The organism is Bacillus altitudinis (genome assembly GCF_001191605.1).
Lineage (GTDB): Bacteria > Bacillota > Bacilli > Bacillales > Bacillaceae > Bacillus > Bacillus altitudinis.
Map to the genome: position 1 here is coordinate 696,264 of NZ_CP009108.1, position 23,866 is coordinate 720,129.

General features: G+C 41.3%; 28 protein-coding genes. 12 read left to right on the plus strand and 16 right to left on the minus strand.

All coding sequences use genetic code 11. The features are described 5' to 3' along the window. Positions 1-20: 20 nt before the first annotated feature. The 5 genes from qoxA to ID12_RS03545 all read right to left on the minus strand — a co-directional run bounded on the left by qoxA (position 21) and on the right by ID12_RS03545 (position 6,303). Complete coding sequence (gene qoxA, locus ID12_RS03525) at positions 21-977, minus strand: cytochrome aa3 quinol oxidase subunit II (protein ID WP_089374137.1); 957 nt, start codon at positions 975-977, stop codon at positions 21-23. Between the two features lie 513 nt (positions 978-1,490). Further along, positions 1,491-2,573 carry a M24 family metallopeptidase gene (locus tag ID12_RS03530; protein ID WP_050826729.1) on the minus strand — a complete coding sequence of 361 codons (1,083 nt, stop codon included), beginning with the start codon at positions 2,571-2,573 and terminating at the stop codon, positions 1,491-1,493. Positions 2,574-2,580: 7 nt separating this feature from the next. Beyond that, positions 2,581-4,101 carry a UDP-glucose--hexose-1-phosphate uridylyltransferase gene (gene galT / locus ID12_RS03535; RefSeq protein ID WP_050826730.1) on the minus strand — a complete coding sequence of 507 codons (1,521 nt, stop codon included), beginning with the start codon at positions 4,099-4,101 and terminating at the stop codon, positions 2,581-2,583. A gap of 31 nt (positions 4,102-4,132) precedes the next feature. After that, entirely contained in the window at positions 4,133-5,125 is a 993-nt protein-coding gene (gene galE, locus ID12_RS03540) for a UDP-glucose 4-epimerase GalE (RefSeq protein ID WP_017368288.1), read from the minus strand. Further along, positions 5,125-6,303 (minus strand): galactokinase, encoded by a 1,179-nt coding sequence (locus ID12_RS03545; protein WP_050827648.1) that lies wholly within the window; start codon positions 6,301-6,303, stop codon positions 5,125-5,127. Before ID12_RS03545 ends, galE begins: the two co-directional genes overlap by 1 nt. Before the next feature lie 181 nt (positions 6,304-6,484). Here ID12_RS03545 and ID12_RS03550 point away from each other — a divergent pair, with 181 nt between their 5' ends. Beyond that, positions 6,485-7,330: an AraC family transcriptional regulator gene (locus ID12_RS03550; protein ID WP_007497828.1), complete on the plus strand. Its 846-nt coding sequence runs from the start codon at positions 6,485-6,487 to the stop codon at positions 7,328-7,330. 34 nt (positions 7,331-7,364) lie between these two features. On the opposite strand, the gene ID12_RS03555 is transcribed toward ID12_RS03550, so the two are convergent. Together ID12_RS03555 and ID12_RS03560 are read right to left on the minus strand one after the other, a co-directional pair. Then, positions 7,365-7,622, minus strand: a complete 258-nt coding sequence (locus ID12_RS03555) for a hypothetical protein (RefSeq protein ID WP_008345502.1) — start codon at positions 7,620-7,622, stop codon at positions 7,365-7,367. A gap of 26 nt (positions 7,623-7,648) precedes the next feature. Further along, the gene (locus ID12_RS03560) at positions 7,649-8,032 is read right to left on the minus strand and encodes a GtrA family protein (protein ID WP_024719496.1); all 384 of its coding nucleotides are present in this window, start codon (positions 8,030-8,032) and stop codon (positions 7,649-7,651) included. Positions 8,033-8,490: 458 nt separating this feature from the next. Between ID12_RS03560 and ID12_RS03565 the strand changes: the two genes are divergently transcribed. The 6 genes from ID12_RS03565 to ID12_RS03590 all read left to right on the plus strand — a co-directional run bounded on the left by ID12_RS03565 (position 8,491) and on the right by ID12_RS03590 (position 12,876). Next, positions 8,491-8,631 carry an anti-repressor SinI family protein gene (locus ID12_RS03565; RefSeq protein WP_008345506.1) on the plus strand — a complete coding sequence of 47 codons (141 nt, stop codon included), beginning with the start codon at positions 8,491-8,493 and terminating at the stop codon, positions 8,629-8,631. A gap of 297 nt (positions 8,632-8,928) precedes the next feature. Then, positions 8,929-9,618 carry a class I SAM-dependent methyltransferase gene (locus tag ID12_RS03570; protein WP_017368290.1) on the plus strand — a complete coding sequence of 230 codons (690 nt, stop codon included), beginning with the start codon at positions 8,929-8,931 and terminating at the stop codon, positions 9,616-9,618. Then, positions 9,611-10,279 (plus strand): glycosyltransferase family protein, encoded by a 669-nt coding sequence (locus ID12_RS03575; RefSeq protein WP_035389886.1) that lies wholly within the window; start codon positions 9,611-9,613, stop codon positions 10,277-10,279. The genes ID12_RS03570 and ID12_RS03575 overlap by 8 nt, the downstream gene beginning before the upstream one ends. A gap of 107 nt (positions 10,280-10,386) precedes the next feature. Next, positions 10,387-10,701, plus strand: a complete 315-nt coding sequence (locus tag ID12_RS03580) for a DUF485 domain-containing protein (protein WP_017360149.1) — start codon at positions 10,387-10,389, stop codon at positions 10,699-10,701. Then, a complete protein-coding gene (locus tag ID12_RS03585; RefSeq protein ID WP_017360150.1) occupies positions 10,698-12,236 on the plus strand; it encodes a solute symporter family protein in 1,539 nt (512 codons plus the stop codon). The genes ID12_RS03580 and ID12_RS03585 overlap by 4 nt, the downstream gene beginning before the upstream one ends. Before the next feature lie 301 nt (positions 12,237-12,537). Next, positions 12,538-12,876, plus strand: coding sequence for a DUF4288 domain-containing protein (locus tag ID12_RS03590; RefSeq protein WP_017360152.1), 339 nt, complete (start codon positions 12,538-12,540; stop codon positions 12,874-12,876). 349 nt (positions 12,877-13,225) lie between these two features. Here the strand turns inward: ID12_RS03590 and ID12_RS03595 are convergent, their stop codons facing one another. The 4 genes from ID12_RS03595 to cidR form a co-directional block, all read right to left on the minus strand. Further along, a complete protein-coding gene (locus ID12_RS03595; protein ID WP_008345523.1) occupies positions 13,226-13,600 on the minus strand; it encodes a nuclear transport factor 2 family protein in 375 nt (124 codons plus the stop codon). Positions 13,601-13,712: 112 nt separating this feature from the next. Continuing rightward, positions 13,713-14,402 carry a thiamine phosphate synthase gene (thiE, locus tag ID12_RS03600; RefSeq protein WP_050826731.1) on the minus strand — a complete coding sequence of 230 codons (690 nt, stop codon included), beginning with the start codon at positions 14,400-14,402 and terminating at the stop codon, positions 13,713-13,715. Then, a complete protein-coding gene (gene thiM / locus ID12_RS03605; protein ID WP_050826732.1) occupies positions 14,389-15,213 on the minus strand; it encodes a hydroxyethylthiazole kinase in 825 nt (274 codons plus the stop codon). The genes thiE and thiM overlap by 14 nt, the downstream gene beginning before the upstream one ends. A 17-nt stretch (positions 15,214-15,230) precedes the next feature. Continuing rightward, a complete protein-coding gene (gene cidR / locus ID12_RS03610) occupies positions 15,231-16,118 on the minus strand; it encodes a cidABC operon transcriptional activator CidR (protein WP_008345526.1) in 888 nt (295 codons plus the stop codon). A 165-nt stretch (positions 16,119-16,283) separates the two neighbouring features. Between cidR and ID12_RS03615 the strand changes: the two genes are divergently transcribed. Beyond that, entirely contained in the window at positions 16,284-16,667 is a 384-nt protein-coding gene (locus ID12_RS03615) for a CidA/LrgA family holin-like protein (protein ID WP_008345527.1), read from the plus strand. After that, entirely contained in the window at positions 16,661-17,341 is a 681-nt protein-coding gene (locus tag ID12_RS03620) for a CidB/LrgB family autolysis modulator (protein WP_007497850.1), read from the plus strand. The genes ID12_RS03615 and ID12_RS03620 overlap by 7 nt, the downstream gene beginning before the upstream one ends. Before the next feature lie 37 nt (positions 17,342-17,378). Here the strand turns inward: ID12_RS03620 and ID12_RS03625 are convergent, their stop codons facing one another. Next, positions 17,379-18,560: a class I SAM-dependent rRNA methyltransferase gene (locus ID12_RS03625; protein ID WP_050826733.1), complete on the minus strand. Its 1,182-nt coding sequence runs from the start codon at positions 18,558-18,560 to the stop codon at positions 17,379-17,381. 117 nt (positions 18,561-18,677) lie between these two features. On the opposite strand from ID12_RS03625, the gene ID12_RS03630 reads away from it, so the two are divergent. Beyond that, a complete protein-coding gene (locus ID12_RS03630; protein ID WP_008345541.1) occupies positions 18,678-19,061 on the plus strand; it encodes a glyoxalase GlxA in 384 nt (127 codons plus the stop codon). Between the two features lie 87 nt (positions 19,062-19,148). Here the strand turns inward: ID12_RS03630 and ID12_RS03635 are convergent, their stop codons facing one another. The 3 genes from ID12_RS03635 to ID12_RS03645 all read right to left on the minus strand — a co-directional run bounded on the left by ID12_RS03635 (position 19,149) and on the right by ID12_RS03645 (position 21,353). Continuing rightward, entirely contained in the window at positions 19,149-19,877 is a 729-nt protein-coding gene (locus ID12_RS03635) for an amino acid ABC transporter ATP-binding protein (protein WP_025208197.1), read from the minus strand. Next, positions 19,874-20,518 carry an amino acid ABC transporter permease gene (locus tag ID12_RS03640; protein WP_007497860.1) on the minus strand — a complete coding sequence of 215 codons (645 nt, stop codon included), beginning with the start codon at positions 20,516-20,518 and terminating at the stop codon, positions 19,874-19,876. Before ID12_RS03640 ends, ID12_RS03635 begins: the two co-directional genes overlap by 4 nt. Positions 20,519-20,588: 70 nt before the next feature. Then, positions 20,589-21,353, minus strand: a complete 765-nt coding sequence (locus ID12_RS03645; protein ID WP_045033805.1) for a transporter substrate-binding domain-containing protein — start codon at positions 21,351-21,353, stop codon at positions 20,589-20,591. A 529-nt stretch (positions 21,354-21,882) separates the two neighbouring features. Here ID12_RS03645 and ID12_RS03650 point away from each other — a divergent pair. Beyond that, the gene (locus tag ID12_RS03650; protein WP_050826734.1) at positions 21,883-22,968 is read left to right on the plus strand and encodes a response regulator aspartate phosphatase; all 1,086 of its coding nucleotides are present in this window, start codon (positions 21,883-21,885) and stop codon (positions 22,966-22,968) included. 19 nt (positions 22,969-22,987) lie between these two features. Then, positions 22,988-23,137, plus strand: a complete 150-nt coding sequence (locus tag ID12_RS19325; RefSeq protein WP_017368302.1) for a hypothetical protein — start codon at positions 22,988-22,990, stop codon at positions 23,135-23,137. Positions 23,138-23,187: 50 nt separating this feature from the next. Here the strand turns inward: ID12_RS19325 and ID12_RS03655 are convergent, their stop codons facing one another. Continuing rightward, complete coding sequence (locus ID12_RS03655) at positions 23,188-23,820, minus strand: GTP pyrophosphokinase YwaC (protein WP_007497867.1); 633 nt, start codon at positions 23,818-23,820, stop codon at positions 23,188-23,190. Positions 23,821-23,866: the final 46 nt, after the last annotated feature.

Consider the following 23,866-nt stretch of genomic DNA (forward strand, 5'->3'; position numbering starts at 1 on the left):
TCCTCCTTTCCTTAGTCAGTTTATTCGTTTTCTAGTTTTCTTTTATAGTTCTTCACATTCTCGAAAGGATCTGTCTTGGAATGCGGAGAAACTGATTGGTAACCTAAACGTTTGCGTGCTTGGAGTGCATATTCAGAATCCTCTCCGTGCTTCGCAAAAGATAAATGTGTTGATGAGAATGTCTGCACATCTGCAGCATCAGGAAGCATCAAGTAGTCATACGTTTTCTTCGTTAACTTTGGTGCTTCTTTTTTCGTTTTATTTACCCATTTATCATAGTCAGACTGCGTCATCGCATTGACTTTGAATTTTTGCTGAGCAAAGCCTTCGCCTGTGAAGTTGGCGTTTCTTCCTTCATATGTGCCTACTTCATCAGCTTGAAGATATTGTTCCATTTCCATTCCAGCCATCGCATACTTCTCCCCGCCTAGCTGAGGAATCCATAGTGATGCCATTGTATCAGCGGAAGTGATTTTGAATAAAACCGGCTGATCTTTTGGAATGTTTAAGTAGTTCACTGTTTCAATATTTTCCTCTGGATAACTGAAGATCCATTTCCAATCAACTGCTGTAGCATAAACGACAAGTGGATCTTTATGACTTGTTGCTTGAGGCGCCTCTTCCAAAGAGTAAATTGTTTTTACAGTTGGAACTGAAAGGGCAGCAACGATTAATATTGGGATCACTGTCCAGACAACTTCTAGAAGCGTATTCCCGTGTAGTTCTGGGTTATAAGAGGCGTTTCCAACGTCCTTACGCTCACGGTATTTAACCAAAATGATGGTAAACAGTACAAATACCGCACCAACGATAAAGAGCATGAATCCAATAGATAAAAGGATTAAGTCTTTTTGTTGTGCTGCGACTGGTCCTTTAGGATCTAAAACAGCGATATTGCTGCAACCTCCTAATACAAAAACACTCACGAGCATCGCTAATAAAAGCATAGGTTTAATGGCTCTGAACAAGAAGATCACCATCCTTCCTTAAATAATGTATAAATTGCTGAATAATTGTGAAAAGCCATCTGCCTTCGAAAACTTTTCTTCCCTTTGTAATGCTATCAAAATCTGTTGGAGTTAGCTTCCCTTTTTTCAAAAGTTCATTTATTTTTCAACAGATTTCTATTAAAATGTCATAAATTCGACATAAATATATATTATTGCACACACAATAAATTTCTAGGATTTTGAAAAGTTGAGAGTTGAAGGCAAAGGACATACAATCAAGAACTTTGTCAAATTTAGGTTTACCACAATAAAAAAGTTTGGTCAAATTTCAATTTAACTTTATGAAATTTTATCTAGGTAAACAATTCCGAAATAGGTATCCCCATATTTAACAAAAACCTTACTCATTTTAACGCAAGTCGACAAGAAAAGAAAGTATCGATCCTCCCCCTATGCGCTGTAATGATTGGTAATGGTGATAAATGAGTGGAAACTCGCTAAAGACTTCCAGCAAAAAACCGGCTCATCGCCGGCTTCTCATTATTCGTCTCTCACCAAAATGTCTGGTCGTCTATAGATGCTTCCTTCATGTTCTACGTCTATATACGTCCACTTGCCTGTATAGGTTAAAAAGCGATTTCCTTCTTTCTCAACGACCATCGTATCTTCTGATTTCAATCCTGGTAAGGAAGGATTCCAAGTGAATACTTGATGAAACTGGATCTCTTCCACCGATGTAGGAACTGCAATGATCTCTCTAGACACAAATCCAGTCTTGCCACCTTGGTGAAGCTTTTTCCAGCTATCAGGAAATCCTTCTTTTTCATATTGAGCAATGCCGGCCTTCAATACATCTCCAATGGTGTTCCCTGGACGAGTAGCCGCATTCATGACCGTGTCAATTCGCGCAAGCCTTTCCTTGCTTTCTTCAAGCTCCTTTGGTAGCTGTCCAAAGTAAACGGATCTTGTGACATTTGCCACAAGCCCATGCCGTTCAGCACAAAGGACAACCAGTGCATGCTTTTGAAGTGCTTTTTCTGTTGGGATCGGGTGGCGATATTGATGAATCCGGTCATCTGTCGCCACAAGCAGCACTTCTATCGTCATCCCCTGCCCGATCGCTCTTTGAGCAACAAGCGAAGCAATTTCATGCTCCGTCTGTCCTGGAACGATTTCTTGACAGACACTTTCTACAATAACAGCTGTGTCATGACAAAGGGTTTCGTATTGGCTGAGCTGTGGTGCTGAAAGGATTGATCGAACACGAGACAAATCGGGTTCGATCCATTCCACTCCTTCCATGTGAATATCCGCACCGATTCGTTTGTCTTTTATGAGTGTTTGAATGTAAGAAGTCTCATCCTCAAACCAATCCATTGTGACGACTTGAAAGGGATGGTCAAAATACGCCATTTCTTCTTCAATGATTCGTTTTTCTTCCATTTGATTCACAACTAGGACAATATCGTCTTTCAACACAAGGAGCTGACAAACGCCCTCTGGCGTGTTTAACACAATGTGGTTTCTTCTTCCTCCTGTAAGCCAAGAAAAGTTATTACGCTTTTGAATCAGAACACCGTCGAGTTGTTTTTCTTCCATTAAAGTTCTTACCTGTTCAATCATCAACTCATCACCTGCCTGTATGGAGTGTTTGAATGAAACGTTTAAATGCTGTTTTCCCTTGCTCTGTTCTTTTAAACACACCCGCCTGCGCGAGTATACGAGAAAAAATGAGGCCGATTTCTTTTTGTATGATGGCTTCTACGTTGTCCTTCGTAAAGGTATTCTCTTCGATCAGACGCTCTGCCCATGACTCGTGCTTCATGATAGATGGGCAGGCTTTGATTTCTTCAAGAGGGTTTTTGGATAGCAACGCCGCTTTTAGCTGGCTTAATTCCTCTGCTAATCTTCCAGGAAGCACGGCGAGACCCATGACTTCGATTAATCCGATATTCTCTTTTTTAATATGATGAACTTCTTTGTGCGGGTGGAAGATTCCGCCTGGGTGCTGCTTGTCTGTACGGTTATTTCGTAGCACGAGATCTAATTCGTACTCATCCCCATGGCGGCGTGCGATCGGTGTAATGGTATTGTGCGGGGTCTCTCCTGTATGTGAGAACAGCCCCGCTTCTGGATCTGAATACATTTTCCACTCATGTAATATAAAATCCGCTGCCTCCGCAAGCGTCTGCTGGTCGCTGCTTTGAAGCCTGATCACTGACATCGGCCATTTCACAATGCCTGCCTTCACCCTCGGAAACTTTTCGAGAGAAAACACTTCTTCCATCTTTGCTTTCGCCATCGGAAATTCATGAGCACCACCTTGAAAGTGGTCATGACTTAATATGCTCCCTCCAACAATGGGAAGATCAGCATTTGATCCTATGAAATAGTGCGGATATATAGATATGAAGGAAAGCAGACGCTCGAAGGTCTTTTTAGATATCTGCATTGGTTCATGCTCGCCCTTGAACACAATACAATGTTCGTTGTAATACACATACGGCGAGAATTGCATAAACCACGACTCATTTGTAAGTGTCACCGGAATAATCCGGTGATTCTGTCTTGCTGGGTGATTGATGCGTCCCCCAAACCCAACGTTTTCTTTACAAAGGAGACAAAGAGGATATTGCTTTTGACTAAGCTTTTTGGCTTCAGCGATCGCTTTTGGGTCCTTTTCCGGTTTCGATAGATTAATCGTGATCTCAAGCTCACCATCTTCTGTCGGTGTAAACCACTGCACATTTTTGGCGATTCTGCCTGTATGAATATAGTGGGCATGCTGCTGCATTTCATAAAACCAACTTGTCGCTGCCTTTGGTCCGCAATGCTTGCGTTTCTCTTCAAACTTTGCATAGATGACACTCGGAGGCGCCACCAAGCAGCCCATGATTTTGGCATCTAATAAATCACGATACGTATCTGTCCCGTCAGGAATAAGACCTGTTTCAACTGCCCAATCGAGCATCGGCATTAAGATGTCTTCAAGGTCGTTGTCTCCTGAGACTGTTCTTGCCTCAGCATCATCGAGACCAAGCACCTCTAGCAGCCGGTTCCTTGTATAATCCATATCTAGTGGTGATATCAGCTCTTTATTAACCCCATATTGAATCAGCTGTTCTAGCTTTTCAAAAATATCAATCGCCATTCCCTTTGTCTCCTCCCCTGCCTGCTACACGTTACTCACTTTGATAGCCATCTGGATGTTTCTGAAACCAATCCCATGCACTTTGAATGATGGTGTGGAGATCTGCATACTGCGGCTTCCATCCTAGTTCTTTCAGCGCTTTTTCTGATGAAGCAATCAGCTTAGCTGGATCACCCGCACGTCTTTCTGCCACCTGTGCTGGAATGGCATGCCCCGTCACTTCTCTTGCAGCTTCTACGACCTGCTTCACAGAGAAGCCTGTGCCGTTCCCTAAGTTGTACGTCGCGCTTCCTTTTCCTTCACGCAGACGCTCAACCGCTAGAATGTGCGCCTCTACTAAATCCATGACATGAATGTAGTCTCTAATGCATGTGCCATCCTCTGTTTCATAATCCTCACCGTAAATCATGATTTGATCACGCTTTCCTAAAGCCACTTGTAGAATAATCGGGATTAAATGCGTTTCTGGCTGATGATCTTCACCGACAATCCCTTCTGTATGAGCACCGGCTACATTAAAATAACGAAGCACAACATATTCAATACCATATGCCTGCTCAGACCACTTCAGCATTTTCTCAATCGCGAGCTTTGTTTCCCCATAAGGATTCGTTGGGTTCGTCTCATCCGTTTCAACGATCGGTACACGCTTTGGTTCACCATATGTCGCAGCAGTTGAAGAGAATACAATGCGTTTCACATCAAATTCATTCATCACCTGAAGTAAAGCCGTTGCCCCTCCGACATTGTTGTCATAGTACTTCAGTGGGTCTGTTACACTTTCTCCAACAAGTGAATCTGCCGCAAAGTGCATGACTGCTTCAATGTCATGTGTTTGAAAAACACGTCTTAAAAAAGCGTGATCCCTTAAATCCCCCTCTTCTAATACGGCACCCTTTACGACTGCCTCTTTATGACCTGTCTGCAAATTATCCACAATCACCACTTGTTCTCCTTTAGCCAAAAGAGCCGCTACCGCATGACTGCCAATAAAACCTGCTCCCCCACATACTAAAATTGCCATCAAAATTCCTCCTTCGTTAATTCTCTAGCGCCGCCTCCAATTCCAGCTGTGTAAAAAGAGGCTTGAATGCCTGTTTTTTCTTGATAAATCGCACCTGTTTCTTCTATAAATGAGTCCAGTAGCTCTTCTTTCACAATGCTGACGGTACAGCCCCCAAAGCCAGCACCTGTCATACGGGAACCAATCGCCCCTGGATGTTGCCATGCGGCTTCGGCCAGTGCATCTAGCTCATGCCCAGTGACTTCATAATCATTCTTTAAAGAAAGGTGAGATGCCTTCATGAGTGCACCTAGTTCTTCCATTTTATCATCTTTCAGAAAATTTACTGCTTTCATGGTCCTCTCGTTTTCCGTGATGGCATGTCTTGCACGTCTTCTACACGTTTCATCTTGTATCAAATGTTCATGCGTAGCGAATTCATCCACCGTGAGCTCACATAAATGCGCAATATCTCGTTCTTTTCTAAGATCGTTTAAAGCCGATTGACATTCTGAACGGCGTTCATTGTATTTGGAATCTGCAAGTGTTCGTTTTTTATTTGTATTGGCAATGACAAGTGCCAGACCCTCTTGCCGAAATGGGCTGTATTCAAAGGAAAGTGTGTCACAATTGAGCAAAATAGCGTGACCTTCTTTTCCAAGACTAATTGAAAATTGATCCATAATGCCGCAGTTCACGCCTATAAACTCATTTTCAGCACGCTGCGCAAGAAGGGCTAGGTCGATTTGCGTTACGCCGAATGACGACCATTCATTGATCAAGACAGCCGTGACGAGCTCAATAGAGGCAGAAGATGACAGACCTGCGCCATTTGGAATATTGCCAGCATACACAATATCAAAGCCTTCTTTCACATCCATGCCTGCTTCGATAAACTGTTGGAATACTCCCTTCGGATAATTCGCCCAGCCGTCCGATTCTGAGAAAGCGATTTCAAAAAGGTCGAACTCTTTCACACCTTCTTCTTCAAAATTCAAGGAATACATTCTGACGCGTCCATCTGATCGTCTTGCTCCCGCAGCATATGTACCAAGAGTGAGTGCACATGGAAAGACATGGCCCCCATTATAATCTGTGTGTTCACCAATCAGATTGACTCTGCCTGGGGCGAAAAAATAGCGGAGTTCTTGCTGATCTCCAAATTGCTGGTGAAATGCTGCTCGTAATGTGTCGATCATATCCATTCCCCTTTTCTCTTCTGATAATCTTATTTTAGTTGCCCCATCAGCTGAAGTTCAATGGTAAAAAAATCGTTAAAAAATACCCTTTTTTTGCTGTGAATGGTACGATGTGATATGAGGTGTAACATGATTCAAAATAGAAAAAGGTTGTTTTTTGCTGTGAAGGAGGGTTTCCAATTTGAAGAAGGAAGCATTTGCATTTCGTTTTCACCATTCTGATGTGACATTGCCGGCCCAAATCTGGTCTGTTGGCTGGGAAGTTCAATCATCCTCGTTATACAGCTGGAATGGCGTAGAGCGGAAGGATCAGGGCAAGTGCATCTTTCAGCTCACACTGTCTGGACACGGCATGATTGAAATCGGACAGAAACGATTCAAAGTATTGCCTGGACAGGCCTTTCTGGTGAAAAGCCCCAGTGCTTATCAATACTATTTTCCAGAAGACAGTGAACATTGGGAATTTCTCTATTTAACACTTTATGGGGAAGCCTGTGACCTTTGCTTTGATCAATTTATCGATCAAGGAAAGCAGGTCATGCGTTTTCATCCGAATTCCAAACCGATCCGCCTGCTAAAGAAGATTTATGATGAAGCCAGTGAAAGACGGATTACCAATCCATTTGAGGGGTCTAGCCTTGCTTATCAATTTGTCATGGAACTGTATTCATATTTGCCAAAGCTTGAGGGACAAATGGAGAAATGGCCTGAGCCCATCGTCCAAGCGGCCTTATTTGCAAGCCACCATTTTCACGAGGAGATTGGGCCTGACGATATGGCAGCTGCGGCACGTTTATCCAAAAGTCATTTTACGAGGGAATTCAAAAAGGCAACTGGCTTCACACCGATTCATTATTTAACCAATATTCGTTTAGAAAAGGCGGAAACGTTACTGAAAACAACGAAATACTCGATTGAAGAAATCGCCATACAGTGCGGCTACCGAAACGCGAATTACTTGAATAAAGTCTTTCGAAAGAAAATCGGCATGTCTCCAAAGCAACTCCGGGAAACAAGCGATGCATAATAAAAAGCAGCCGCTTTTCAATTGGCTGCTTCTTTTACGCTTTCGTCAGGTCAACACGAATTCTCCCTTGTCTTAAAACAATGGTCATTTGCGTATCAGGGGTCATTAAATTTTCTAAAATGTCCGTCGCTGTTTGAAGCGCAATGTCCATTCGGTTGATCTTTTCCTTTTCTTGTTCAGAAAATGCTTCTGGATGTGCGGTCATTTCTTTGACTAGCCTCAACACTTGTTCATGCTGCTTTTCTGTTTGTTGATATATGGCATCATATAATTCGTCTGGCCTGCTGCTCATTTCACATCACCTATCTTTTTCATGTGTTAAATCGCATCTTCTTTTGTTTTCTTGAAGACGAACCATTTACTGGCGACATAATTGACCACGACAATCACAAAGTTAACAAGAATTTTTGCGACGGTTTCGTTGAGCGCCATTTGGCTCACAAATAAAATCATCAGCCCCAGATCTACACCTAGAGACATGAGACGGACACTAAAAAATGAAGAAAGCTCACGCATCAGGCTTTTTGTGTCACGAGCCTTTTGCTTGAAGACATACTTCTTATTGGTGATATAAGCAAAGAGCACAGCAAATACCCATGAAACAACCGTTGCTGTTTTGTAATCCATAGAAAACATCTCAACGAATAAATAGAAGCTGACTATGTTGACAATGGTTGTACACACACCCATGATCAGATACATGACAACTTCTTGATACTTTTGAAAAAGGCTATACATGTCTTTCTTCATTCCTTCTTGGTGAATTCTGTTTCTTTTAGAATACCATCTTAAGAAGAACTTCCCAAACGAACAATATGTGCGTCCTGTAAAGATGAAATTTGTTCTCGCTGATGGCATATGTCAACCTTATGGGTTTATATGAGTCAAATGATTTAGGTCTTTATCATTATTTTAATTTATAATCTTTTAACTGACTTTACAATTGTTTATTATGAGAAGTAAGAATTCAATATTTATGGGTTTTTTAGTCATTTTTTTAGGGACGTGGTAGGTGATAGATTTTACAAAATAGGTTAAATGTCATCATTTTTCGACAAAAATCTATTTTTGTACTCCATTCACATACACGTACAGTTACTAGACGGTTTGTTCAAGTCATTGGTTGCAGATGAATATGTCTTATTGAACTGGAGGATATTATGGATACGCAAGTGAAAAGAAGAGTTGACGAAGAGTGGGTTTATTTGATTCAAGAAGCGAAAAAAATTGGACTAGGCATCGAGGAAATACAAGCTTTTTTAACATCCAACGGTGATCAGAAGATGATAAACAAACCGTAATCAACGCCGTTATCCTTTGTCTTTCAGATTGCTTTGGCTAAAGTTCTAACCTGTCAATTGACCTTTAAACATCCTTTCATGACGATACGCTACAATAATTGAACACCTCATCATACCAATCCCTTCCACTCAATGGGGTTCTGTCTTTCTATTTTTAGGAGGACAGTCCGTTCCCTGTTCTTTATATGACCCCTTTTTAGCTGTCATTCATGAAAATTGCCCATTTTCGTTATAAAACCAAGCTCCCCACCCATATATTAAGCATAAGACACAAGAAAGAAGAAAGGTGGGTGGCGCGTGAGTTCAGATTCCCTATCTTATTATCATCAAAAGAAGGATCAATATTATCACGGTGTGAACCCTGTGATTGTCCATCGTATTCGCAAGGAATGGACGTCTATCTTGGATATCGGATGCGGCACAGGCCAGCTTGGAAAAGTCTTAAAACAACAAGACCGTACCATATATGGAATTGAATCTTTTGAAGATGCAGCAAAGCAGGCTGAGAAAGCGCTGGATCATGTTTTATGCGGCAATATTGAACAGATGGCGCTGCCTTATCAGCATGAACAATTTGACTGCATCATTTTCGGAGATGTTCTTGAACATTTATTGGACCCTTGGGCCGTTTTAAAAAAGGTCAAACCTTTTCTGAAAAAGGAAGGGGTCATCTTGTCTTCCATTCCGAATATTGGTCATATTTCAACGGTTTTAGAATTACTGGCTGGGAGATTTTCTTATACAGATGCAGGATTAATGGATCAAACACATTTACGCTTCTTTACCCTTCACGAAATTCATGCCCTCTTTCAGTCAGCCGGGTTTCATGTTCGTGAGCTTGAAACCATTCGTGTACAACACCCTTCCTATACGGGCGTCATGAATGATCTACATGAATTACTCGTAAAACATGGCATCCGTTTTGATTTTAACGAGGCAGCGACAGCCTATCAATACGTGGTTGAGGCGGTTCAACTCAATGAGTAGCCCCACCATCTTATTTGTTTTATGTGTAAATGATGAGTCGATGTTTCAAGCTTGCTTCCGGCAGCTCGCTTCACTTCCTGCTCCGCACGGGTATCATGTAGAGGTTTTGCCCATTAGACATGCATCAAGTATGGCCTCTGGATACAATGAAGCTCTCACTCATCCTGCACAGTTTAAAATTTATCTTCATCAAGATACACTCATCGTCAAACAGCATATGCTTCTCGAGCTGATCCCACTTTTCTTGCAAAATCCGTCACTTGGCATGCTTGGGGTAATAGGTGCAGAAAGTGTGCCAGACAATGGAATCTGGTGGGAGAGCCATGATTGCAGAGGGAAAGTCATTGAATATCGGCACGACACCTATCAGCTGCTAACGTTTGAATCTGGCCATCCACAGACAGAGCCCCAAGGTTATATCAAAGCTTCAGCTATTGACGGTCTTTTTATGGCAACACAATATGATATCAAATGGCGTGAGGATCTTTTAGACGGCTTTCATTTTTATGATGTGTCACAGTCTTTTGAGTTTGCACAGCAGGGATATGAGGTTGGGATTGCAAGGCAAGTGGAGCCCTGGTGTATTCACAAATGCGGAGATCATTTTGATGCAGAAGCATATGAAAAAGCAAGACAAACATTTCTTGCGCATTATCGGTAGAAAGCACCCTTTTCGGGTGCCTTTTTTATGATATACTGTCATAAACAACCAGATCGTCTCATATGCATTGGAGTACCTTGTCCCTAATTCGTACAAAGGAGGAAACAATGGCAGACAAAAACGTTCATTATAAGAAGGTTGCCGCTTCAAAGGATTTTCGAAAACTTCTTGAGGAAAAACGCAGATTTATCGTACCGATGACGATTTTCTTTTTTCTCTTTTACTTTTCACTTCCGGTTGCTACATCCTACTTCACCTTTTTGAACACGCCAGCAATTGGAGCGATCACGTGGGCTTGGTTATTTGCCCTCACGCAATTTGTGATGACATGGGTTTTATGTGGGCTTTATGCAAAAAAAGCAGCTCAGTTCGACAAATATGTAAGCGCTTTAAAAATTGAATCAAGAGGTGATGACGAATGAGCATGACCGCTTTTATTTTATTCATAGCGATCGTAGGGCTCACATTGGTCATCACGTATTTTGCTGCGAAAAAAACAAGCAATGCGAGTGATTTTTACACCGCAGGCGGCGGACTGACTGGATTTCAGAACGGCCTTGCCATCGCCGGGGACTATATGTCTGCTGCTTCATTTTTAGGGATCGCCGGCATGATCGCCTTAAATGGATTTGACGGCTTTTTCTATAGTATTGGTTTTCTTGTAGCGTATCTTGTCGTCCTTTATGTCGTGGCTGAACCGCTTCGAAATCTAGGAAAATATACGATGGCTGATATGATTGCTGCACGATTCAAACGCCCTGCTATTCGAGGCGTGGCTGCTTTTAACACCATCACGGTTTCCACTTTTTATATGATTGCACAGCTTGTTGGGGCAGGTGCATTAATCAAACTGCTTCTTGGCATTGATTACTGGATTGCGGTGCTGATCGTAGGTGTCTTGATGACCATTTATGTCGTGTTTGGCGGCATGATCGCAACCAGCTGGGTACAGATCACGAAAGCTGTGCTTCTCATGCTGGGCACGCTGATTATTTCGCTGCTTGTGTTTGCCAAGTTTGATTTTAGCCTGCTGAAGATGTTTGAGCAGATGAAAACAGCGACCCCGCTTGGTGGGGCATTTCTTCACCCGGGAAATAAATATGATGTGCCTTTAGAGACCCTGTCTCTGAACCTTGCCCTTGTGCTAGGAACAGCAGGTTTGCCGCATATTTTGATCCGTTTTTATACGGTAAAGGATGCCATTTCGGCGCGTAAATCTGTTCTATCTGCTACGTGGATCATCGGGATTTTTTATTTAATGACGGTTTTCCTCGGCTTCGGTGCCGCTGCTTTTGTCGGAACAGATGCAATTACGGCAGCCGATGCAGCAGGAAACATGGCAGCGCCACTGCTTGCACAGGCACTGGGGGGAGATTTATTATTTGCCTTTGTTTCCGCTATTGCCTTTGCGACTATACTGGCAGTGGTCACCGGTCTCGTTTTATCCGCCGCGTCTGCCTTTGCTCATGACTTTTATAGCCAGATTATCCGCAAAGGGAAAGCGAGTGAACGGGAACAGGTGAAGGCGGCACGCTTTGCTTCTATCGGCGTGGCCATCCTTTCCATCATTCTTGCATTATTTGCGCAATCTTTAAACGTCGCTTTTCTTGTGTCACTTGCCTTCGCAGTGGCAGCAAGTGCGAATTTACCGTTGATTATCTTCACTGTCTTTTGGAAACGATTTAACTCAACAGGTGCTATCGCAGGAAGCTTAACAGGTCTTCTGAGCGCACTCCTGATTGTGTCACTCAGCCCAAGCGTCTGGGACCCATCAGGGGCAGCCATTTTCACAGGAGAGCCGCTTATCCCACTGTCGAACCCTGGGATTATCTCGATCCCGCTCGGATTCCTTGCGGCTTACTTAGGCACCATTTTCTCCTCTGAAAAAGCAGATGAAGACACCTTTACTGAAATTCAAGTAAAAGCACACACAGGTATGCATATGGATACAGATTGATGAGAAAAAGCCGGCTGCTCTGCCGGCTTTTTCAGTGTTCTTGCTATTTCAAAACTGTACTCAATATGGGATAAATTGGCCTTTTAATCTCTCTTTATATCTTTCTAACTTGTCACATTTCCTCAACGTGATCAACGAACAGCATGTGATGATGATCAGCAAAATTTCATGAACTTCTCCTCTGTTATCAATGATTCTTTTCAATCCTATTACCCCCATAGACTTCAATTCTCTTGTTATTCTTATGTTATCATTTTAAACACATACTGGAAATTCACCCCACAAGGAAGAAGTGAAACATATGCATAAATTGTACTCAGCAAAATTATTATTTGAATCTAGCTCCTCACCAAAGGTGAGACCGGATAAAATCTTTGAGGAACGAATCATTTTAGTGAGAGCAAAAAACAATCGAAAAGTGAAACAAATCGTCAAAGACCATTTTCCAGATGAGACATTTGAAAATGGGGATCATGGACAAACAACCACAAAACTAGTAGCCGTACTAGATATCTTTGAGCTAGTTGAAAACTTAGACGAAGGTCCCCTGCATTTAAGCGAAGTGTACAGCCGATATCTTCTTTTTGATCAAGAAACATCTGCTAAAGAAGCGATTGACGCTTATTCGTTAGACAAATAAAAGAAGTCTAAGCTACCAGTGTGTGAACTCAAATTGCTAAACAGTTAGATAAGAGGGATAAGTGCACTAATAATGGTTGGATAGATATATATTAGGAGGACTGTTGTGAAGAGGATAATCAAGTATGCAGTGATGATTTTATTTATGAGTGTATTTTTCTATTATTACAATATGTTTGTACCTAAAAACGTTCTGTACATTTTCATTGCATTTCCATTTTGTTTTGTTGCTATAAGTTTGATTGATAAGCTATTTACGGATAAATAAATCTAATAATAAGCAAGCCTCATGCTTGCTTATTATCTCATACTGTCTAATTAGAGGGGATAATATCCGCTCTGCCGGCTTTTTAATATCGCTGGAATAACTCTGGGTTTTTCGGGACGTTTTCTAAATAAACGATCTTTCCTTGATCATCCAGCTCCGCAATATCAATGCCTTCTGCTGTATATACACGACCGTCTGTTAACTTTCCGCAAACAGCCCAGTTTGTTTCATACTTCCCATCTTCTCGTTTCACCCAGCCATCCCACATGTGCTTAATGTCTTCATGTACGTGGAAAAATGTGTTCAAAAACTGTGTGAACGCTTGGATGCCAGGCTTTTCAGCACCATTTAAGACAATCATGACATCATCAGAAAACAATGCCAGCAATTCGTTCATTTGCTCTTGCCCTTTTCCCGCTTCATCATATCGGCGAAAATACGTATCGAGCACTTCCATGATTCATTCTCCTTTATTTACCTGTCATTTCGAAAACAATCAAACAATTAGATTGTACACAATTGTATCTCTTCTGTCTATTTTTCACGCAGGTAGAAAAGACATGGATGAGTCAATCCATGTCTTTTAGAGATGAAAGAGCTGCTTTCTCTGACTCGACGAGAGATGTTAGTTCTTCCGCAGCTTCTTTCGGATCAGCGCTTTGGCTAATGGCGCTGATGATGCTAATGCCATCGGCTCCCGCTTGGATGACTGGTGCCGCATTTTCATACGTGATCCCGCCGATGCCCACAATAGGAATGTGAAGACCATGTTGACGTACTTCGTTGATTAAAGAAACACCCTGGACACTGCGTGTATCCTTTTTTGTTTCTGTAGGATAGACTGGACCCATCCCAACGTAGTCTGCCCCGTCCTTCATCGCTTGCCTCACTTCATCTAGATTGTGCGTGGACACGCCTAATATTTTATTCCCGATTCTTTGCCGTACATCTTGTGCAAGTGTATCTTCCTGCCCAACATGGACACCATCTGCATCAAGATCGATTGCAAGTTGTACATCATCATTTACGATAAAGGGAATATTCGCTTCTTGGCAAAGTGCTTGAATCTGCTGAGCGATTTTTTTCTTTTCTTCACCTTGCAGAGCACCTTCACCCTTTTCACGAAACTGAAACATCGTGATCCCGCCTTGAATGGCCTCTTTCACCACATCAAGCGGATGCCGGCTTGTATTCGCTGTTCCCATAATAAAATAAACCGATAATTGCTGTTTGATTAGCTGCTGATCAACCTTCGTCATGCAAAACTCCCCCTATTTTTCCTAACGTGATTACATCTTGACCATTTGTATTGGACAGCGCGTTTAGCAATTCGATTTGAAAGGTCCCTGGCCCTTTCTCATCTGTCTGCTGAGCTGCCTTTTCTGCAGCGACACCATAAAACAGCAGAGCTGATGCCGACGCATGAATTGGACGTTCCCCTGTTGCACAAAATGCCCCTATGACAGAGGTGAGTAAACAGCCAGTCCCTGTCACCTTGGTTAACCATTCGTGTCCATTATGAATAGATAGAACCTCTTCTCCATCTGACACGACATCCACTTTCCCCGTAATCGCCACAACGGTTTGAAGGGCTTTTGCCGCCTGCTTTGCTAAAGACGATACATCTCCATTTGCCCCTTTTGCATCAACCCCTTTTGACTGCCAGCCATTCACTCCAATTAAATGAGCTATTTCAGCAGCATTCCCTCTGACAATAGTGATGTCCACTTGCTGTAACAGCTGTTTCGCCGCACTCGTCCGAAACGTTGTCGCACCAACACCAACAGGATCTAATAGAACTGGTACACCTTTTTCATTGGCCGCTTGTCCAGCAATGATCATTGCCTCCACTGTATCATTTGTTAGTGTGCCGATATTCAGCACAAGTGCATCCGCTAATTGCGCCATTTCTGCCACTTCTTCTTTGGCGTTTGCCATGACTGGAGAAGCACCTAAAGCAAGCAGTCCATTCGCTGTAAAGTTCGTCACAACTTGGTTGGTGATATTATGGACAAGCGGATTTTCCGCTCGAACCTTTTCCAAAAGATGAGACACGCAGCTTAATTTCATCTGTATCGTCCTCCCTTTTACTCTGCATCCCACACATAGGATTTTGTATGCTTTAACCATTCTCTTGCAGCAAAGGACAAGTAGCGGTCCTTTCGCCAAATGACACCCAAATGCCACGGAATAGACGGATTTAAGGAAATGATCCTCACTTTATCAGGATCTAGATCACGGCAAATCCGTTCAGGCAGAAGCCCGATTCCAAGGTTCTCAGCAACCATTTCACTGATGAAATCCCATTGTGACGTTTCATAAATAACGTTTGGCCTGAATCCCGCATTCATACATTCATTTAAGATTCGGCTGTGCAGAACGAAATCTTCTCGAAAGAAAATAAAAGACTCTTCCTTTAAATCAGCCAAATGAACCTCATCACGTCCTGCCATCGGATGTGATGGATGGGTGACAAGCTTCATATTCTCTTTAATGATGGTGTATGTATGAAAAATTTTATCATTTGCAGGTAGAACAATGACACCAATATCTAATGATCCATCCTCTACCCCTTCCTCTACTTTAATGGAGCCGTGCTCCACCAATTGAAAGGTGACATCTGGATACTGCTGGCGGAATTCCCCCATCACATTTGGGAAAAAGCTTGATCCAATCATGGGCGGCAGTCCTATTCGGATATGTCCTTTTTTCACATTCATTAAATCATTTAATTCACTCGTTAAATTCTGAAAGGATTGTGTGATTTCACTCGCCTGTGTATACATGGTTTGTCCAGCATCTGTCATTTCAACCTGTCTGCCATTACGGTAAAACAACTGCACACCTAGCTCATCCTCTAGGTTTTTGACCATCTTGGAAATGGTCGGCTGCGACACATAGAGCGATTGCGATGCTTTCGTAAAACTCTTTAACCGTGCCACTTCTAAAAAATATGTTAAATGTCTGATGTCCACATGGTTCACCCTTTCTATAGACAAAAGGAATACTAACTATTCGATATATGTATTTTACCTATAATAGAACGTGCTGTACACTTTAAAGTAAGCTCACCAATTAGAACGTTGTATTGTTTTTGTGAAACAGTGAACAATTTATATAGAAAAAGGAGTGAACAGAAAGTGCAATTGCTCAAAACGTCGCTGATTGCTACCCTTCAGATTATGGCTTTATTTGCTTTTGCGAAATTGATGAATGTGCTAGCGGCCTTTTTGCATTTAAGAATTCCGGGCACGATCTTAGGCATTCTTGTCATTTTCTTATTACTTCATTTTAACATCATTAAATTAAAATGGATTGAACTTGGCGCCGTATGGCTGCTCGGAGAACTGCTGCTCTTCTTTATCCCTTCAGCAGTAGGTGTGATTGATTACGGAACATTACTTTCTCAATCTGGCACAAGTATTGTCCTTGTGGTTTTACTTAGTACCTTTGTGGTCATGCTCTCGACTGGCATGATGACGCAGATGATTGCGAAAAGAAAGGAGCGAAAAAAGCTATGTTAGTTGGTGGACTATTTTTGATCTTAACCATTCTGATCTATCTCGGATCAAAAGCGGTTTATAAACGTCATCCGAAAGTCTATGTCTCCCCTTTACTTGTAACACCGGTTGTTCTTGTGGTCTTGCTGTTAATCGTGAACATTCCTTACGATGCTTACAATCAAGGCGGAAAATGGCTGACAAATATGCTTCAACCTGCGACTGTGGCATTTGCCATTCCTTTATATAAGTATTTTCATATTTTGAAGAAGCATGCAGTAGAAATTATTTTGAATGTGGCTTGCGGTTCTATCGTTGCGATTTTATCAACAGCGTTTATCGCTAAATTGTTTCATTTGGACACGAGTCTGATCGAGAGCCTCGTCCCAAGGTCCGTCACAACACCCGTTGCAATGAGTGTGTCTGAAATGATTGGCGGGATGCCGTCCGTTACGGCTGTATTCGTCATTTTAACAGCATTATTTGGTTCAATCATTGGGCCATTGGTTATCCGTTATTTCCGCATTGATAATGACATTGCAATGGGCGTTCTGCTTGGTACAGGAGCACACGGTGCAGGCACATCGAAGGCCTTTGAACTGAGCTCCGTCTCAGGCACGATCTCAAGTGTGTCCATGATCATTTCGGCCATTATTACATTATGTGCAGCGCCTATCCTGATGTCGTTTGCCTTATAGAAAAAGCCATTTCCCCTTATCGGAAAATGGCTTTTTCTTATGCTTGGATGAAGACAACCTTTAAATAGTTCCCCTCAGGATAATTTTTCGTTGTACGGAAGTCCTCAGGAAGTGTATATTCCTCAAGAATACGATACGTTTTCCCCGATTCTTTAAAGGCCTGTGCAATAAATCCTTTAAACTTTTTCATCCCAAATGCACTGCTATTGGTTGACGCCACAATGACGCCGTTCTCAGCTGTGATCTGGATGGCTTCTTTTAATAGTTTCTTATAATCCTTCGCCGCACTGAATGTGTGTTTCTTCGTTCGTGCAAAGGAAGGTGGGTCCAAGATCACAACATCATAGCTCCAGCCTTTTTTCGCCGCAAACGGGAAATATTTAAAGACATCCATGACTTTGATATCCTGCCCGTCTACATCAATGCCATTCACTTCAAACTGCTCGGATGTTTTTTTCAAACTGCGGTTTGCAACATCTACACTTGTCGTACGGCTTGCCCCGCCAAGCGCTGCTGCTACAGAGAAAGCGCCGGTATAAGAGAACGTATTAAGGACGGTCTTTCCTTTTGCATAGCGATCTCGAATTGCTTTTCGCACATGACGCTGATCAAGGAAAATACCTGTCATCGCACCATCATTTAGATAAACCGCCACGTTCATCCCATTTTCTTTGACGATAAAAGGAAATTCACCTTTCTCCCCTTTTACAAAATCGTCATCTTCGATATATTGTCCAGACGTATCAAATCGTTTCTTTTCATAAATGCCTTTATAGTCAGGGTACACCTGCTCAATCGCAGCCAATACATCTTCTTTTAATGTATAAACACCTTCGCTATACCATTGGATGAGATAGAATCCATCATAATAATCAATCGTGATTCCACCAATTCCATCCCCTTCCCCATTGAACACACGGAAAGCCGTCGTCTGTGCATCACGAAATAGATGCGTTCTGCTTTTGGATGCCTGTTCAAGTTTAGAAACAAAAAAGGGCTGATCTATTTTTTCGTTAGCGTCAAAGGAAAGCACCCAACCGATGCCTTTATTTTGCACACCATAATATCCTTTCCCTAAAAAAGAGCCTCTTTCATCTACCCATTCAATGAGCTCGCCTTCCTGTACACCGTTCACACGCGACACAGCATCTTTTGAAATAAGCGGATATCCCTTTTTCACTTGTTCTGCAAATGTTTGTTTTAATGAGATTTTTTTCATTTGTGTCATCCTTATCCTAAATTGACTCTCTCTATCCTACCATATGAATGTATACGTTACTTCTATTATGATAAGATGAGGAGAAAAATATCAACTCGACATAGAGGAGGCTCTTTTTTGACAACATTACGCTTAGATCATACAGGGATTATGGTGACAAATATTGATCAGTCCATTGATTTTTATGAAAAAGTGGTGGGCATGAAATTAAAGGATCGCATCACTCATACAAACGGAGTCATTGAACTTGCCTTTCTTGGCTTTAAAGACGAAGCGGAAACGGAAATCGAACTCATTCAAGGGTATAGCAGTGACCTTCCATCTGAAGGAAAGGTTCACCATCTCGCCTTCACAACAGATAATATTCACGCTGAATTTAACCGTATTCAAAAGCTGCAAATTGAGCTAATAGATGAAGAAATCACAACATTGCCCAATGGCTATTGCTACTTCTTTTTCCGAGGGCCAGACCAAGAGTGGATTGAGTTCTTCCAGCGATAATATTTCCTAGGAAATGCATGCGAATCGGTATATTCATTCTCGTCACAAAAGAAAAAGAGTAAGAGCATACCTGCTCTTACTCTTTTTTTATAGCACCTTACTAAGAAATGATTTGGTACGCTCATGCTGCGGGTTTCCAAAGAGTGCTTCTGGTTTGTCTTCTTCGACGATATATCCGCCATCCATAAAGATCACGCGATCTCCCACTTCTCTTGCAAAGCCCATTTCATGTGTGACGACAATCATCGTCATTCCTTCGACTGCTAATTGTTTCATAACAGCTAATACATCCCCAACGACCTCAGGGTCAAGAGCAGATGTCGGCTCATCGAATAAGAGCACTTTCGGGTCCATCGCCAAGGCTCTTGCAATGGCAACACGCTGTTTTTGTCCACCAGATAATTGGTTAGGGTAACTTTTTGCCTTGTCTTTCAAGCCGACCTTTTCAAGCAAGTCTAATGCTTTATCGACTGCGGCTTTCTTCTCCATCCCTTTTACTTTCACCGGTGCGATCGTGATATTTTCTAACACGGTTTTATGAGGAAATAAATTAAAGTGCTGAAACACCATGCCAACTTCTTGTCGTACTTTATTGATATTCACTTTTGGGTCTGTAATCGTATGTCCGTGGACAACAACTTCCCCAGCCGTAATATCCTCTAATTTATTGAGACATCTTAGAAATGTGCTTTTCCCTGACCCTGAAGGACCAATGACACATACAACCTCTTTTTCCTCGATGACTGCATTAATATCCTTTAAGACTTCGTTATCACCAAAGGATTTCTTCAAGTTTTTCACCGTAATCATACTCATTTCACATCAAATCTCCTTTCTGCGTAGCTAGCCAGTAGAGAAAGTAAATAAATGATCACGAAATAAATGACACCGACAATGAGCCAGACATTCAAAGGATCAAATGTAGCCGATGCTTGAACTTGTCCCCGCTGCATGATATCAGCAATACCGATAATCGATAAGAGAGAGGTGTCCTTCAAACTGATGATGGCTTGGTTCGTAATGGCTGGAAGCATACGGCGGAATGCCTGTGGAAGAACGATAAAACGCATGTTTTGTCCACCTGTGAATCCTAAAGAGCGTGCGGCTTCTGTTTGTCCTTTATCAATGGACTGAATCCCTGCACGAATGATTTCTGAGAAATAAGCTCCTGCATTAATCGCTACTGTAATAATCCCTGCCGGCACTCGATCAAGCGAAATGAATTCAAGTGTATTAAGCCCAAAATAAATGAAGAATAGCTGTACGATAAATGGCGTACCTCGAATGGCATTGACAAAAACGAGTGAAATAAAGTTCAAGATTTTAAATGGTGATAGGCGGAATAGCGCCACAATTAACCCGATGATAAAACCTAAAATGATAGCAACAACAAAGATATATAAAGTGGTTTGCAAACCATCCATTAAATACGGAAATGCATTAACAATCGTATCCATGTTTCTCCCTCCCTAATTCACATACGGTTGACACATAAAGAAAGCGCGCTCTGAGCGCGCCTCGCTTGTGTTATGACTTCAAATATTTCTCAATAATTTTGTCATATTCACCGTTTTTCTTTAGGTTTTCAAGCCCTTTATTGATTTTCTTCAATAAGTCCTGATTTTTCCCCTTCATGACTGAGATCCCGTATTGGTCGCCATTCAAGCGGTCTCCAACTGTTTTCAATTTCAAGTCTTGCTGTGCGATCGCATACGTAATGACAGGATAATCCTCAATTAAAGCATCTGCATTTCCATTAGATACTTCTTGGAACATAGATGGACTGTCATTGAATTGAACTACTTCATACCCATATTTGTCTGCGTTATCTGATGCAAATTTTGCACCTGTTGTCCCATTTTTAACAGCTAGCTTTTTCCCCTTTAAATCATCAATCGATTTGATGCTGCTGTCCTTTTTCACAACAACTGTCAGACCAGCGTCGAAGTATGGATCTGAAAAATCCACTTTCTTTTTACGCTCATCTGTAATACTCATACCACCCATTCCAACATCAAGCTGACCTGCTTGCATCGCTGGAATGATCCCTGAGAAATCCATTGCTTCAAGCTTCACTTTGAAGTCTTGGTCTTTTGCAATTGCGTTAATTAAATCAACGTCTATTCCCTCATATTTACCGCCCTTTTCAAATTCAAATGGCGGATATGTTGTATCTATCCCGATTTTATATGTGCCTTTGCCTTCTCCCGAACCGCTGTCCGATTTTGAACCACAGGCTGCCATGACGAGCACAACAATTAGTCCCATGATCAGTAACATCGATTTCTTCATAAAACACGACCCCCAATTATCAGTTTTGTCTAAATATTCGCAACAACAATCTTACTATACCACGCTAAAGCTATACTGTGTGATATTTTTTATCAATACCAAAGATCCATACAATTCTAGATCGATAGTCTCTTTAAATTTTACTTTTTTGCGAATAACTCATTTTATTCTGAAAGAAGCATGTTTCACAATATTCATGTGATATAATCTCACAAAAAACCGCGAACACTCCTTTTTCAATACCACTTCTTTCTCACCTATGAAAAAACCCTCTTTCACTGTCTCTCTTCCCCTATTGATATCCTGATATATTTTTTTCAACATCCTCTTTTTACCTAAAAAAATGTAAACGTATACAATTTGATCGCTACTCCCTATTTTTTTCACTACTGGTTGAATTTACATCAAAAAACATGTTTTACAAATTGAGATAGACCGCTTAAAATATAAGAAGATACTTAATATGGAAAGATGATTCAGACAAATAAGAATCCGCAGAAATGAATAGGTGAAGAAAGGAGGATACCAATTGGCAGAAACAGGTGTTTTGTCATCCGTTGATGTAGCAAATATGCTAAATGACTGGTATGTCTTGATGAAAAAAAGAGACATACAAGAAGCCATACAGCTAAAAGAAGAGATTCTTCAAGCATTTGATCGAATGGAAGAGAATCAAGATGTCTTACTCTACTATCAACTTTTAGAATACCGTTTCAAAGATTTAGTCGAAGATACAGCTTCGTTAGATCACAGTCTTTTTGTGGATGAAAATGCGATTCGTACAGATGATATGCTCAGCTACTATTTCTATTTCTTTAAAGGCATGTATGAAATGCGCAGAGGGAATCAAGATTCAGCATTTCACCATTTGAAATTGGCAGAGGATAAATTAGATCTCGTACATGATGACATTGAAAAGGCAGAATTCCATTATAAAACAGGCTGTCTATACTATAATATAAGATCCACACTTCTCTCCATCCACCACTTAAAAAAGGCTTCGTCTATTTACGACGCAGATCCATGTTATGTGAAAAAATCAATCAGCTGTCAAATGATGCTTGCTCTGAATTATGCGGATCAATCTAAATATGATGAGGCAGAAACTTTGTTTGGACAGGTGATTCACTCACTAGAACAGATGGAGGATCCAGATTTACTTGGTCACGCATATTGCAATGCAGCCTTTATTAAAAGTCTAAGAAGTGAATACAGTGAAGCTGTGCCGCTCCTAGAAAAAGCTTTATTGATTGAGGCATTCGAAACTTCTTCTCCAGGCGGTTATTTACTGGCCTTATATGCCTACACGAAAGCGCTATTTAAGCTGAAAAAGCCTGGTTTGTTCCACTATTATGTACAGCTTTCACTTCAAAAAGCAGAAAATTTAAAACAACGAAACATTTCACTTAAATTATCCATTTTAGAAACATTGATGCTCCAGCCAAACAACATGATTGAGCAGATCATTTCTTATTGTGATCAATTAGAATCTATGAATTTCCTTGTTGATCTTGAGGCTATCTGTCAGGATGTAGCCGCCTACTTAACTGAAAATGGTCTTCCGAAAGAAGCAATGTATTTTCAGAACAAGGCATTGTCATTCAAAACTTGTTAAGAAGATGGAGTGATGTATGATGAAAAAATGGCTGATCTCAAGCGCGATTTTTGCGCTCTTGTTCACAGGTGTTTGGATTGGTACTTCTACACAAAAAGGCAGCCCGTCTGCACAATCGCAAGATGACGGTACGATCATTCAAAAGAGAGATCGAGGCACCAATCCTTAATAAGACTGAAAAGAGTAGCTGTCATTCAAAACAGCTACTCTTTTTATTGGTTAATCAATTTCTCGTTTGATATTTTGCATTTTTTCATCTAAGTAGTGAGCGATATCTGCCGCTTCCTTTAGTTCATCGGTGAGCTGATGAGGAACATCGTTTTGCAGTTTATAATAGATTTTATGTTCGAGACTCGCCCAGAAATCCATCGCAATGGTCCGCACCTGAATTTCAACCTTCACATGCTCCACACGATTCGTTAAGTAAACAGGAATCTCAACAATTAAATGAAGACTTCGATAGCCATTTGGTTTCGGATGCTGAATGTAATCCTTCACTTCAAGGATCTTTAAATCCTCTCTTTGCCTCAGAACATCAATGATGTTATAGATATCTTGAATAAACGAGCAGATGATGCGGACACCAGCGATATCATGTATGTACTCCTTGGCACATTGTGTGGTGATGTCACATCCTTTTCTCGCTAGTTTATTCACGATGCTTTCAAAGGATTTGATCCGTGATTTTGTATGCTCTATTGGGTTGTGTCCATGGATTAAATTATATTCCTGACTAATAATCGAAAACTTTGTATCCATTTCATCTAATGCAAATTTATATACTAATAATTCATTTTTCCAGTCTTCCATGACACTTTTCAAATCTTCTACATGAGTTGCTGACATATTCATTTCTTTTTGTCATCTCCTTTTGGCAAACAGCTGTTACACTGCTTTC